General features: G+C 68.3%; 10 protein-coding genes and 1 tRNA gene. 3 read left to right on the plus strand and 8 right to left on the minus strand.

What is annotated here, in order from left to right; translation table 11 throughout:
• The first annotated feature begins 4 nt into the window (after positions 1 to 4).
• Genes repSA through MKW14_RS12285 form a run of 3 tightly spaced genes read left to right on the plus strand, consistent with a single transcriptional unit; the run spans position 5 to position 2,741 of the window.
• Positions 5 to 1,399 (plus strand): replication initiator protein RepSA, encoded by a 1,395-nt coding sequence (gene repSA, locus MKW14_RS12275; RefSeq protein ID WP_240862101.1) that lies wholly within the window; start codon positions 5 to 7, stop codon positions 1,397 to 1,399.
• Positions 1,396 to 1,584 (plus strand): helix-turn-helix domain-containing protein, encoded by a 189-nt coding sequence (locus tag MKW14_RS12280; protein ID WP_240862103.1) that lies wholly within the window; start codon positions 1,396 to 1,398, stop codon positions 1,582 to 1,584. Before repSA ends, MKW14_RS12280 begins: the two co-directional genes overlap by 4 nt.
• Positions 1,584 to 2,741 (plus strand): tyrosine-type recombinase/integrase, encoded by a 1,158-nt coding sequence (locus MKW14_RS12285; RefSeq protein WP_240862106.1) that lies wholly within the window; start codon positions 1,584 to 1,586, stop codon positions 2,739 to 2,741. Before MKW14_RS12280 ends, MKW14_RS12285 begins: the two co-directional genes overlap by 1 nt.
• 68 nt (positions 2,742 to 2,809) lie before the next feature.
• On the opposite strand, the gene MKW14_RS12290 is transcribed toward MKW14_RS12285, so the two are convergent.
• The 8 genes from MKW14_RS12290 to dnaN form a co-directional block, all read right to left on the minus strand.
• Positions 2,810 to 2,886: transfer RNA gene (locus MKW14_RS12290), tRNA-Ile, on the minus strand.
• A gap of 101 nt (positions 2,887 to 2,987) precedes the next feature.
• Positions 2,988 to 3,749: a DUF3566 domain-containing protein gene (locus MKW14_RS12295; RefSeq protein WP_240862107.1), complete on the minus strand. Its 762-nt coding sequence runs from the start codon at positions 3,747 to 3,749 to the stop codon at positions 2,988 to 2,990.
• An 18-nt stretch (positions 3,750 to 3,767) separates the two neighbouring features.
• On the minus strand, positions 3,768 to 6,362 hold the full coding sequence (gene gyrA / locus MKW14_RS12300; RefSeq protein ID WP_240862109.1) for a DNA gyrase subunit A: 2,595 nt from the start codon (positions 6,360 to 6,362) through the stop codon (positions 3,768 to 3,770).
• 42 nt (positions 6,363 to 6,404) lie between these two features.
• Entirely contained in the window at positions 6,405 to 8,489 is a 2,085-nt protein-coding gene (gene gyrB, locus MKW14_RS12305; RefSeq protein WP_240862330.1) for a DNA topoisomerase (ATP-hydrolyzing) subunit B, read from the minus strand.
• 375 nt (positions 8,490 to 8,864) lie between these two features.
• Complete coding sequence (locus tag MKW14_RS12310; RefSeq protein ID WP_240862111.1) at positions 8,865 to 9,398, minus strand: DciA family protein; 534 nt, start codon at positions 9,396 to 9,398, stop codon at positions 8,865 to 8,867.
• A complete protein-coding gene (gene recF, locus MKW14_RS12315; protein ID WP_240862114.1) occupies positions 9,395 to 10,516 on the minus strand; it encodes a DNA replication/repair protein RecF in 1,122 nt (373 codons plus the stop codon). The genes MKW14_RS12310 and recF overlap by 4 nt, the downstream gene beginning before the upstream one ends.
• A gap of 52 nt (positions 10,517 to 10,568) precedes the next feature.
• Positions 10,569 to 11,444 (minus strand): phosphogluconate dehydrogenase (NAD(+)-dependent, decarboxylating), encoded by an 876-nt coding sequence (gene gnd, locus MKW14_RS12320; RefSeq protein WP_240862116.1) that lies wholly within the window; start codon positions 11,442 to 11,444, stop codon positions 10,569 to 10,571.
• Positions 11,445 to 11,621: 177 nt separating this feature from the next.
• Positions 11,622 to 12,752, minus strand: coding sequence for a DNA polymerase III subunit beta (gene dnaN, locus MKW14_RS12325; RefSeq protein ID WP_240862118.1), 1,131 nt, complete (start codon positions 12,750 to 12,752; stop codon positions 11,622 to 11,624).
• Positions 12,753 to 13,578 lie beyond the last annotated feature (826 nt).

Consider the following 13,578-nt stretch of genomic DNA (forward strand, 5'->3'; position numbering starts at 1 on the left):
CCAGGTGACTGACACCGCCACCCTGGCGGGCCTCGATGCGGCCACCCTCGGCGACGTGCTGAGGGTGGCCAACTCGGCCGACTTCGACCGCTGGCAAGAACAGATCAAGCGCACGGGCGGCTGCTCCGACCCCATCCGGCTCATCGGCGGTACGAAGACGATCGACCCCGCCACGAAGACCGTGCTGCACGCGTACTCCACGGATACCGAGCCGGGCGGCATGCTCCGCATCGCCTGCGGCAACCGCCGTGCCTCCCGCTGCCCGGCCTGCGCCTGGACCTATGCCGGAGACACCTACCACCTCATCCGCGCCGGGCTCGTCGGCGACCCGGACAAGGGCACTTCGCACACCATCCGGGATCACCCGCGCGTCTTCGCCACCCTCACCGCGCCCTCGTTCGGCCCGGTCCACAACCGGCCCGGCACCCGGCCCTGCCGCTGCGGCACCCGGCACGGCGAGGACGCGCCCGAACTCGGCACCCCGCTCGACCCCGACACGTACGACTACGCGAGCGCGGTGCTGTGGAACAACCACGCCTCCGAACTGTGGCGCTACTTCACGATCTACCTGCGCCGCGAGATCGCCCGACGGGCCGGACTCACGCAGAAGGCAGCCCACGAACAATCGCGCGTCTCCTTCGGCAAGGTTGCCGAGTATCAGAAGCGCGGGGCCGTGCACTTCCATGCGGTGATCCGCTTCGACGGACCGGACGGGCCCGACGATCCTCCTCCGGCCTGGGCCACGCTCGATCTGCTCAGCGACTCGATCCGTGCCGCCGCTGCCCGCGTCGCGGTCGACGTACCCGCCGCCGGGGAGCTCCCAGCCCGCACCCTGCGCTGGGGCACCCAACTCGACGTCCAGCCGATCGGCGCCTTCGGCCACGGCGAGGAGATCACCGAACAGGCGGTCGCCTCCTACGTCGCCAAGTACGCCACCAAAGCAGCCGAGACCACCGGCACCGTCGACCGCCGGATCGGCAACAAAGAGGCCCTGGTCCTGCTCGACGTGCCCGACCACCCCGCCCGGCTCATCGCCGCGTGCCTCGACCTGCACGCGCTCTACCCGGACCGGAAGCTGCGGGACTGGGCTCACATGCTCGGCTTCCGTGGCCACTTCTCCACCAAGTCCCGCCGCTACTCCACCACCTTGGGCGCTTTACGCCAGGTCCGCGCCGACTACCGCGCCGCCCAGCAACGCGCCGCCCTCGGCCTGCCCGACCCCGACGACAGCCCGGAGGCGACCACCCTGACCCTCGCCCACTGGACCTACGCCGGACACGGGCACACCCCCGGCGAATCCTGGCTCGCCGCCAACATCCGCCGCGACATCCAGCACAACCGCGAGATCGCCCGCGAGGAACTACCCGCCCTGCTCGACCTGGAAGGAGCCGCTACGTGACTACCGCTGCCCCCGAGTTGCTGACCGTGCCGGACGTCATGGCGCGGCTCAAGGTCGGCCGGACCAAGGTCTACGACCTGATCCGAACGAACCGCCTGGTCTCCCTGAAGGTCGACGGTTGTCGTCGTATCCCCGCTGAGGCCGTGCGGGACTTCATCCGCCGCGGATTGGGTGAGGCTGCCTGATGGCCAAGCGTCGCCCTAACGGCGGGGGAACGATCACGAAGCGCAGCGATGGCCGCTACATGGGCGCTGCCTACGTCACCGACACCGACGGCAGCCGGGTCCGCAAATTCGTCTACGGGGCCACCTATGACGAGGCCAACGAGAAGCTCGGCAAGCTTCAGGACCAGGAGCGAAACGGCGTGCCTGTGCCGGCACGTTCCTGGACGCTCGGCGAGTGGCTGGCTTACTGGCTTGAGCACATCGTCAAGCCGGAGCGCGAGCACAACACGTTCGTCAAGTACGAGTCGAAGGTGCGGCTGTACCTGCTGCCGCACCTCGGCAAGAAGTCGCTGGTCAAGCTGACTCCCGCCCAGATTCGTACCTTCATGGCTGCCTTGAAGCGCGAAGAGGTCGGCGCGTCCGCCCGGTTCGAGGTGCTCCGCGTCCTTCGCAACGCGCTGAACCGTGCGATCCGCGAGGAGCTGCTGACCCGCAACGTCGCCCTCTTGGTCGACATGCCCAAGGTCAGCAAGGACAAGGGCAAGGCGTGGAACGCGCGTGAGGCGATCACGTTCCTTCGGGCTGCTCAGGCTCACCGCCTCTACGCGGCCTGTGTCCTCGTCCTCGTGCTGGGTCTGCGTCGCAGTGAGCTTCTGGGCCTGCGCTGGCAAGACATTGACTTCGAGGCTCGGCAGTTCACCCCGGTCAAACAGGTCCAGCGGGTCAAGGGCGTCGGCCTGGTCCTCAAAGACCTCAAGACCGAGTCGTCACAGGCGGTGCTCCCCCTACCTGAGTTCTGTGCCCGGGCCTTGGAAGAGCGCCGGGAGCTCCAAGAGCTGGAACGGAAGATCGCTGGTGCCCACTGGTCGCAGGAACCTGACCATGACCTGATCTTCTCCTCGGAGCACGGCGGGATGATCGACCCGGTCGGCTTCTCTCGGACCTTCGATCGGCTCGTCAAGCGCGCTGGCGTCCGCCGCATCACAGTCCGGCTCGCCCGGCACACCTGCGGCACCCTGCTCGCCTTCCTGAAGGTACACCCCAAGGTCGCTCAGGCGATCCTCCGGCACAGCCAGATCAGCATGACCATGGACGTCTACACGCACGTGGTCGGCGACAGTGAGCGGGAAGCCGTCTCGATGCTCGCCGAACTCCTGGAAGACCCGCTTATCGGCTGATCGCTGCCGTTGATGTCAACCGTTGATGTCAAAGACCCCCAACCATGATCGGTTGGGGGTCTTTTCGCTGGTGGGGCTAACAGGATTTGAACCTGTGGCCTCATCCTTATCAGGGATGCGCTCTAACCAACTGAGCTATAGCCCCGCCGCGCTCTGCGGTGTGTGTCCCGCGCGCTGACTCCTGAAGATTAGCGCACGACGTGGGCAGTCCCAAAATCGATAGTCCCGCTCCGCGGAGCGGGACGCTCACTCGTCCTCGGCGAGCGTCAGCTCGACGCCTCCGACGAAGCCCGCGGACAGGTTGTAGATGAACGCGCCGAGCGTCGCGAGCGCCGTCGCGAGGACGACGTCGATGACCGCGATGATCGACGTGAACATCAGTACGTGCGGCAGCGACAGGAAGGACTGCAGGTCGAAGCCGTTGGACTCGTTGGAGCCGGTCGCCTCCGAGATGGTGCCGCCGACCGTCGAGAACACGCCCATCGCGTCCATGACCATCCACAGCACGGCGGACGCCACGATGGTGCAGATGCCGAGCGCGATGGAGAGCAGGAAGCTCACCTTCATCACCGACCACGGATCGGCCTTCGCCACGCGCAGACGCGCCTTGCGGATGCGGGGCGTGGTGCGCGCGCCGGTGCGAGGACGGCGTACGGCGCCGGTGGCCGGCTGCGTCTGGCTCGGGTAGGCCTGCGGCGGGTGGTAGGGCCCGGCGGGCTGCTGCGGCTGCCGCTCACCGGGGAGCGGTGAAGTCGACTGCTGCGGCGGAGCCGGCTGGGCCGGAGGCTGGTGCTTCGGCTGCGCACCGCCGGCGGCCTGGGTGTCCGTCACAGTTCCCCCCTGTGATCCATGCGCGTCGGCGGAGGGCGGACTGCTCGGCTCCGCCTCCACCTTGCGCAGTTGAGTCGTGTGCGGATCTGACGCACGCGCGGCGGAGCCACGGCCGCCGCCGTCCGTCTCCGTACCCGTGGGGGTACCGGCCGATCCGGCGCCCGTGGCTCCGCTCACGATGACTCTCTCCTCGTGCTACTCGGCCGAGGGCGCCTCACCCTCGTCCGTGCCGGTGGTCACGGCACCCTCCGCGGTCTCGTCCACGGCCACGTCGCCGTCGACTTCCTCCGCCTCGCGTCCCGCCTCGGCGTTACGAGCGATGCCGACGACGGCATCGCGCTTGCCCAGGTTGATCAGTTGGACGCCCATGGTGTCACGGCCCGTCTCCCTGACCTCGTTGACTCGCGTACGAATCACACCGCCCGACAGTGTGATGGCGAGGATCTCGTCGGTCTCCTCGACCACCAGCGCGCCGACGAGCGAGCCGCGGTCCTCGACGATCTTGGCGGCCTTGATACCCAGGCCGCCGCGACCCTGGACGCGGTACTCGTCGACGGCGGTCCGCTTCGCGTACCCACCGTCTGTGGCAGTGAACACGAACGTACCGGGTCGAACAACATTCATCGAGAGCAGCTGGTCTCCCTCACGGAAACTCATGCCCTTGACACCCGAGGTGGCACGCCCCATGGGCCGCAGTGCCTCGTCGGTGGCGGTGAACCTGATCGACTGTGCCTTCTTGCTGATCAGAAGCAGATCGTCCTCGGCCGAGACGAGTTCGGCACCGATCAGTTCGTCGTCGGAACCGTCCTCCGTCTCCCGGAGGTTGATGGCGATGACGCCTCCGGAACGCGGCGAATCGTAATCCTTCAGAGGCGTCTTCTTGACCAGACCGCCCTTGGTGGCCAGCACCAGGTAGGGCGCGGCCTCGTAGTCGCGGATGGCGAGGATCTCGGCGATCGCCTCGTCCGGCTGGAAGGCGAGCAGGTTCGCCACGTGCTGGCCGCGCGCGTCACGGCCGGCGTCGGGAAGCTCGTACGCCTTCGCCCGGTACACCCGGCCCTTGTTGGTGAAGAACAGCAGCCAGTGGTGCGTGGTGGAGACGAAGAAGTGGTCGACGATGTCGTCTTCCTTCAGCTTCGTGCCGCGCACGCCCTTGCCGCCGCGCTTCTGGGCGCGGTAGTCGTCCGTCTTGGTGCGCTTGACGTAGCCGCCGCGCGAGACGGTGACGACGATGTCCTCCTCGGCGATGAGGTCCTCGATGGACATGTCGCCGTCGTAGGGCACCAGCATGGTCTTGCGGTCGTCGCCGTACTTCTCGACGATCGCGGCGAGTTCCTCGCTGACGATGCCGCGCTGGCGGACCGGGGAGGCCAGGATCTCGTTGTACTCGTTGATCTTCGCCTGGAGTTCGTCGTGCTCCTGGACGATCTTCTGCCGCTCCAGGGCCGCAAGCCGGCGCAGCTGCATCTCGAGGATGGCGTTGGCCTGGATCTCGTCGATCTCCAGGAGGTCCATCAGGCCCGTGCGCGCGATCTCGACGGTCTCACTGCGCCGAATCAGCGCGATGACCTCGTCGATGGCGTCCAGGGCCTTCAGCAGGCCGCGCAGGATGTGCGCCCGCTCCTCGGCCTTGCGCAGCCGGAAGCGCGTACGGCGGACGATGACCTCGATCTGGTGCGCCACCCAGTGCCGGATGAACGCGTCCAGCGACAGGGTGCGCGGCACCCCGTCGACCAGCGCCAGCATGTTGGCGCCGAAGTTGGTCTGCAGGTCGGTGTGCTTGTAGAGGTTGTTCAGGACGACCTTGGCGACCGCGTCCCGCTTGAGCACGATGACCAGTCGCTGGCCCGTGCGCGAGGACGTCTCGTCGCGGACGTCCGCGATGCCGCCGATCTTGCCGTCCTTCACCAGGTCGGCGATCTTCTGCGCGAGGTTGTCGGGGTTGACCTGGTAGGGCAGCTCCGTGACGACCAGGCACTGGCGGTTCTGGATCTCCTCGACCTCGACGACCGCGCGCATGGTGATCGAGCCGCGGCCCGTGCGGTAGGCCTCCTCGATGCCCTTGCGGCCCACCACCAGGGCGCCGGTGGGGAAGTCGGGGCCCTTGATGCGCTCGATCAGGGCGTCCAGGAGCTCCTCGTGCGAGGCCTCCGGGTTCTCCAGGTACCACTGCGCGCCGGCCGCGACCTCGCGCAGGTTGTGCGGCGGGATGTTGGTCGCCATGCCGACCGCGATACCGGCCGAGCCGTTGATCAGCAGGTTCGGGAACCGGGCGGGCAGGACGGTCGGCTCCTGGGAGCGGCCGTCGTAGTTGTCCATGAAGTCGACGGTTTCCTCGTCGATGTCACGGACCATCTCCATGGACAGCGGCGCCATCTTGCACTCGGTGTAGCGCATGGCCGCCGCCGGGTCGTTGCCCGGAGAGCCGAAGTTGCCGTTGGAGTCCACCAGCGGCATCCGCATCGACCACGGCTGCGCGAGACGGACCAGCGCGTCGTAGATCGAGGAGTCGCCGTGCGGGTGGTAGCTGCCCATGACGTCGCCGACGACACGGGCGCACTTGTAGAAGCCGCGCTCGGGGCGGTAGCCGCCGTCGTACATGGCGTACAGGACCCGGCGGTGGACGGGCTTGAGACCGTCACGGACGTCGGGCAGCGCGCGGGACACGATGACGGACATCGCGTAGTCCAGGTACGAGCGCTGCATCTCCGTCTCGAGCCCGACGGGCTCGACACGCTGGGCGATGTCGCCGCCTTCTTCGGGCGTGGGGGGAGTGTTCTCGTCGGCCATTGCTGGTGAAGATCCTTCCTGGTGCGGTCAGCTGAGACCGACTCAGATGTCGAGGAAGCGGACGTCCTTGGCGTTGCGCTGGATGAACTGGCGGCGGGCCTCGACGTCCTCGCCCATCAGCACCGAGAACAGGTCGTCGGCCTGGGCGGCGTCGTCGAGGGTGACCTGGCCGAGGACGCGGTGCTCCTGGTCCATGGTCGTCACGCGCAGCTCCTCGGCGTTCATCTCGCCGAGGCCCTTGAAGCGCTGGATGGTGTCTTCCTTGATGCGCTTGCCGCGCTGCCGGCCGAGCTCCACCAGGGCGTCGCGCTCACGGTCGGAGTAGGCGTACTCGACCTCGTCCCGGCCCCACTTGAGCTTGTAGAGCGGGGGACGCGACAGGAACACGTGGCCGGCCTCGACCAGCGGCCGCATGAAGCGGAACAGGAAGGTCAGCAGCAGGGTGCTGATGTGCTGGCCGTCGACGTCGGCGTCCGCCATCAGGATGATCTTGTGGTAGCGCAGCTTCTCGATGTCGAAGTCCTCGTGGACTCCGGTGCCGAAGGCCGAGATCAGCGCCTGGATCTCCTGGTTCTGCAGGATCTTGTCGATCCTGGCCTTCTCGACGTTGAGGATCTTGCCGCGGATCGGGAGGATCGCCTGGTACTGCGGGTTGCGGCCGGACTTGGCCGAGCCGCCGGCGGAGTCACCCTCGACGATGAAGATCTCGCACTTGGTCGGGTCGTTCGACTGGCAGTCGGAGAGCTTGCCCGGCAGCGACGCCGACTCCAGCAGGCCCTTGCGGCGGGTCAGGTCGCGCGCCTTGCGGGCCGCCACGCGCGCGGTGGCCGCCTGGATGCCCTTGCGGATGATGTCCGCCGCCTCGACCGGGTTGCGGTCGAGCCAGTCGTTGAGGTGCTCGTAGACCGCCCGCTGCACGAAGGTCTTGGCCTCCGTGTTGCCGAGCTTGGTCTTCGTCTGCCCCTCGAACTGGGGCTCGCTCAGCTTCACCGAGATGATCGCGGTCAGACCCTCGCGGATGTCGTCACCCGTGAGGTTGTCGTCCTTCTCGCGCAGCAGCTTCTTGTCGCGCGCGTACTTGTTGATGAGCGAGGTCAGGGCCGCGCGGAAGCCCTCCTCGTGGGTGCCGCCCTCGTGCGTGTGGATGATGTTGGCGAAGGAGTACACGCCCTCGCTGTAACCGCTGTTCCACTGCATCGCGACCTCGAGGGACAGGCTCTTGTCCTTGTCCTCGGCCTCGAGGTCGATGACGGTGTTGTGCACCACGTCTCCCTTGCGGGAGTTGAGGTACTTCACGAAGTCGACGATGCCGCCCTCGTAGTGGTACGTGACGGTCTTGACCTCGGCCTTCTCGTCCGCACCGGCCTCGTCGGCACCGGAGGTCGCCTTCGCCGACTCGCGCTCGTCAGTGAGTTTGATCGTCAAACCCTTGTTGAGGAACGCCATCTCCTGGAAGCGCCGCGAGAGCGTCTCGAAGGAGTACTCGGTGGTCTCGAAGATGTCCGGATCGGCCCAGAAGGTGACCGAGGTGCCGGTCTCCTCGATGGCCTCGTGCCGGGCCAGCGGCGCCGTCGGGACGCCCATCTTGTAGTCCTGCGTCCAGCGGTGGCCGTCGGTCCTCACCTCGACGGCGACCTTCGACGACAGCGCGTTGACGACGGAGACACCCACGCCGTGCAGACCGCCGGAGACCGCGTAGCCGCCGCCGCCGAACTTGCCGCCCGCGTGCAGCACGGTCAGCACGACCTCGAGGGCCGGCTTGCCCTCGGAGGCGACGATGCCCACCGGGATGCCACGGCCGTTGTCGACGACGCGCACGCCGCCGTCCGGGAGGATCGTGACGTCGATGGTGTCCGCGTAGCCGGCCAGTGCCTCGTCGACCGAGTTGTCGACGACCTCGTACACGAGGTGGTGCAGCCCCCGCTCACCGGTCGAGCCGATGTACATACCGGGGCGCTTGCGGACCGCGTCCAGCCCCTCGAGGACGGTGATGGCGCTGGCGTCGTACGAGGCGGTGGCCTCGCCGTTCGACGAGGTCACCGCGCCGTTCTCGCCGGCGTCGGTGGACGGGATGTTCTCGTTGGGGTTGCCGGAATCGGCCACGAAGCGCCCTTTCTGGCACAGCACGAGCCGGGCTCGTCGGCGGGGTTGCCGGAGCGGCTGCGGCATGTTGCGTTGGTAAGCCTTGATCAGCGTTGCTCAGCTTTTCCCGGACGGTCCCCACGAATGGGGCGGGATTAGCTCCCAGTCTACCGGTAGCGCCGACAGTGATGGGGGTTTGCCGGTACCTGAGTCCTCATGTGGCGCCCTCAACCGGTCTCGTCCGACTCCCCATATGCGGAGCGGGGCTCCAAGAGGCTCACGCAGGCACTCAGCCCTTTCGGCTGTCAACCCCTGGCTACTTGGGAGTCAGGTCGCGATGCGCGACCGCGCGCGGTCATACGACAGGACGCCCCGCGGCGGTACGACGGCACCGCCGCGAAGGCTCGAATGTGAGGTCTGTCACCCGTAGGTATCGCCGGGTCCGGTGCTGCCCGGGGCACGCAGGGGGCCGTAGCGACGGGCGGGGCCGCCGGGGCCGTTCACCTTGATCACCCGCACCGCGCCGTGTCCCAGGTCCTCGTTGAGCCGGGCGACCAGGGTGGGGGCCAGCAGGCGCAGGTTCGTCGCCCAGGCCGTGGAGTCGCAGCGCACGAAGAGCACCCGCTCGTCCTCGTCGTACTTCTCCGGCACGCAGTGCTTGGCCACGTCCTCGCCGACGATCTGCGGCCAGCGGCCCATCACCCCGCCCACCGCGGCCGGCGTCTCCCACCCCCGTTCGGTGATCAGCCGGTTGATCGCGGCGCCGAGCGCCATGGGGTCGCGTCCGTCGGCGCGCGCGCCGGAGCGCAGCCCCCCGCGCCGCGCCTGCTTCTTCTGCTGCGCCGCGTCCCCGCGCGCGCGTGCCGCTTCCTTCGCCGCCCTGAGCGCCACGCGCGCGAGGTCGACGCCACTCGGCTCCGCGGGCTTGTCAGGGGCGGGGTCCTGGTCCGTCATACGCGCTCCACCGTCCCGTCCGCCACGGAGAACCGGGTACCCGCCAGCACGTGCGGTACGTCGTCGTCGACCGCGGCCGTCACCAGCACCTGTTCGCCGGGCGCGACCAGCTCGGCCAGCCGCTCCCGGCGGCTGGTGTCCAGCTCGGCGAAGACGTCGTCGAGGACCAGCACCGGCTCGTTGCCCTCGGCGCGCAGCAGGTCGTAGGAGGCCAGGCGCAGCGCCAGCGCGTACGACCAGGACTCGCCGTGCGAGGCGTACCCCTTGGCGGGCAACTGGCCGAGTTTGAGCAGCAGGTCGTCCCGGTGCGGTCCCACGAGGGTGACGCCCCGCTCGATCTCCTGCTTGCGCGCCTCGGCGAGCGCCGCCGTCAACTGCCCGTACAGATCCTCACGCGTGTGTGCCTCACCGGGCGCCGACGACTTGTAGTCGAGGGCGATCGGACCGCCGCCCGGGGCCAGTTGCTCGTACGCCTTGTCGGCGAGCGGCTGGAGCGCGGCGATCAGGTCCAGACGCTGGGCGAGCAACTCGGCGCCCGCGCGGGCGAGATGCTGGTCCCAGACGTCAAGGGTGGACAGGTCCATGGAACGGCCGCCGTGGCGCCGGGCGAGGGCGGCCGACTTCAGCAGGGTGTTGCGCTGCTTGAGCACCCGCTCGTAGTCGGAGCGGACGCCGGCCATGCGCGGGGATCGGGCGGTGATCAGCTCGTCGAGGAAACGGCGCCGCTCGCCGGGGTCGCCCTTGACCAGGGCGAGGTCCTCGGGCGCGAACAGCACGGTGCGTACGATGCCGAGCACGTCACGGGGTCTGACCTGCGAGGACCTGTTGATGCGGGCCCGGTTGGCCTTGCCGGGGTTCAGCTCCAGCTCGACCAGCTGCTGCCGCTCGCCCTGCCTGACCTGCGCCCGGATCACCGCGCGGTCGGCGCCCATGCGCACCAGGGGGGCATCGGAGGCGACGCGGTGGCTGCCCAGGGTGGCGAGGTAGCCGACCGCCTCGACGAGGTTGGTCTTGCCCTGGCCGTTGGGGCCGACGAAGGCGGTGACGCCCGGGTCGAGCGGGACTTCGACCCGGGCGTACGAGCGGAAGTCGGCCAGCGACAGATGCGTGACGTGCATGGTCGGTCGCCGACCTCCCCCAGGTTGTGGACCGCTCGTGCGGCCCTGTGGATTACTTCGTCTCGACCGCGTGGCCGCCGAACTGGTTGCGCAGCGCCGCGATCATCTTCATCTGCGGAGAGTCCTCCTGGCGCGACGCGAACCGCGCGAAGAGGGAGGCCGTGATCGCCGGGAGCGGCACGGCGTTGTCGATGGCGGCTTCCACAGTCCAGCGTCCCTCGCCGGAGTCCTGTGCAAAACCCTTCAGCCTGTCCAGGTGCTCGTCCGCGTCGAGGGCGTTGACCGCCAGGTCCAGCAGCCAGGAACGGATGACCGTGCCCTCCTGCCAGGAGCGGAAGACCTCGCGCACGTCCGTGACGGAGTCGACCTTCTCCAGCAGCTCCCAGCCCTCGGCGTAGGCCTGCATCATCGCGTACTCGATGCCGTTGTGGACCATCTTCGCGAAGTGCCCCGCGCCGACCTTGCCGGCGTGCACCGCTCCGAGCGTCCCCTCCGGCTTGAGGGCGTCGAAGACCGGCTGCGCCTTGGCGACGTTCTCCGCGTCGCCGCCGTACATCAGCGCGTAGCCGTTCTCCAGGCCCCAGACGCCGCCGGAGACGCCGCAGTCGACGAAGCCTATGCCCTTGGCCGCGAGCTCCTCGGCGTGCTTCTCGTCGTCCGTCCAGCGGGAGTTGCCGCCGTCCACGACGACGTCGCCCGGCTCGAGGAGCTCGGCCAGCTCGTCGATGGTCGACTGGGTGGGGGCACCGGCCGGGACCATCACCCAGACCACGCGCGGGGCCGCGAGGCTCTCCACAAGCTCTTTCAGGCTGTGGACATCCGCGAGGTCCGGGTTGCGGTCGTATCCGACGACGGTGTGGCCCGCGCGGCGGATCCGCTCGCGCATGTTGCCGCCCATCTTGCCGAGGCCGACGAGACCGAGCTCCATCAGTTGATCCTTAGGTTGCTGTGTGGCGTGTGAGGCACCTGTTCGTACCCACGTCCGAGCCTAAACCCGGACGCTCACGCACAGCTGTGGGCATACACGCTCAGATGTACGCCCCGACCTGCGGGTTTCCCCAGGCCGCGCGTTCTTCCTCCACGGCCTGTGGACAACTCCCCGGCGTCAGCCGCTCAGCCGGACCGGCATGATCAGGTACTTGTAGGCCTCGTCCGCCTCGGCGTCCAGGGCCGGCTTGCCGCTCAGCAGAGCGGGCTTGGTGGACGTGGTGAAGGAGAGCTGGGCGACGGGGGAGTCGATCGCGCTCAGGCCGTCCAGCAGGAAGGTCGGGTTGAAGGCGATCGAGATGTCGTCGCCCTCCAGCTGCGCGTCGACCCTCTCCACAGCCTGTGCGTCGTCGCTGGAGCCGGCCTCCAGGATGAGCACGCCCTGCTCGAAGCTGAGCCGCACCGGGGTGTTGCGCTCGGCGACCAGGGCCACGCGCTTGACGGCCTCCACGAAGGGGGCGGTCTCGATCACGGCGATCGAGTTGAACTCCGTCGGGAACAGCGTGCGGTACTTCGGGAGGTCGCCCTCGAGGAGTCGGGTGGTCGTGCGCCGCCCGGCTCCCTCGAAACCGATCAGGCCCTCGCCCGCGCCCGAGCCGGACAGCGCCAGGGTCACGCTGTCACCGCTGGTCAGCGCCTTGGCCGTGTCCAGGAGCGTCTTTGCGGGCACCAGGGCGACCGCGGAGGCCTCCGGGTTCTCCGGCTTCCACAGGAACTCGCGGACCGCGAAGCGGTAGCGGTCGGTGGAGGCCAGCGTCACCGTGTCGCCCTCGATCTCGATGCGCACACCGGTGAGGACGGGCAGCGTGTCGTCACGGCCGGCGGCGATGGCGACCTGGGCGGCCGCGGAGGCGAAGACCTCGCCCGGCACCGTGCCCGTCGCGTTCGGCATCTGCGGCAGGGACGGGTACTCCTCCACGGGCAGGGTGTGGAGCGTGAACCGCGAGGAGCCGCAGACCACCGTCGCCCGTACACCGTCTGTGGAAATCTCCACCGGGCGGTTGGGGAGCGCACGGGAGATGTCGGCGAGCAGCCGGCCGGAGACGAGGACCGTGCCCTCCTCCTCGACCTCCGCCTCCACCGACACCCGCGCGGAGACCTCGTAGTCGAAGCTGGACAGGCTCAGGGCTCCGTCCTCGGCCTTCAGCAGAAGGCCGGCGAGGACAGGCGCCGGCGGACGGGCCGGGAGGCTGCGCGCCGCCCAGGCCACTGCCTCCGCGAGTACGTCGCGTTCCACCCGGATCTTCACTGTTGCCGCCTCCTGCTGTTGCCGGCGCTTCTACGGCCTGCCTGGCTTCGTCGTCTGTCTCGGTGTCGTCGGCCCCTGTGACGGGAAGGACACCGGGGAACAGTCTGACGCACGGCACTGACAGTAGGTGCCCGTCGGGGTCAAGTCGTGACGAGGGGCAGCCGGGAGCCGGACGGCGAGTTGTGCACAGGGCCCCCTTCGAAACGAACTTCTCGCTCTCTCTAGTCGGGAGTAGTAGTAGGGGCTGTGGATACCGTGGATAACCCCGTTTTCCCAGCTCAGAGGCGAGATTTTGTCCACTGGCCCTGTGGGCGGAGGCGGTGGACAACTCCGGGGTTCTGTGGAGAACAGAAAGTTCTGCACACCCCGTGCACAGCCTGAGGCGAGTTCTCCCCAGTGCCGTCCCCAGCTTTACCCACGTTTCCCACAGCCCAACCCGGCACCTTCGTGTGACGCCTTTCACTCGACGCGGTGATCAGGCGCGTCGGGTTGCCGAACAGTGGACAGGCATGTGGAGAAGTGGCGATTCGCTGGGGACAACAGGGTCCGGCCTGTGGGTTGCCGGTGGACAACTCGATGCACAGCCTGTGGATCTTCCGCCTGTCCACAGTCTGTGGAGATCCTCTGTCCACGAATCCACAACCACCTGAGCTGGGGTGATCGTCTTTCAACAGGCTGCCTGTGGACCGTGATCTGGACAACTTCGCGGTCCCCAGGATGTGGACGGGAAAAAGTCACCGGATCTGTGGAGAGAGGCCGTAACCCGGCAGGTAATCGAACAGCGGGTGTCCGCGGGACGACGAAGGGCGCCCCCGGGATCGGTCCC

The sequence above is a fragment of the Streptomyces gilvus genome, from assembly GCF_022513565.1.
Classification (GTDB): Bacteria; Actinomycetota; Actinomycetes; order Streptomycetales; family Streptomycetaceae; genus Streptomyces; species Streptomyces gilvus.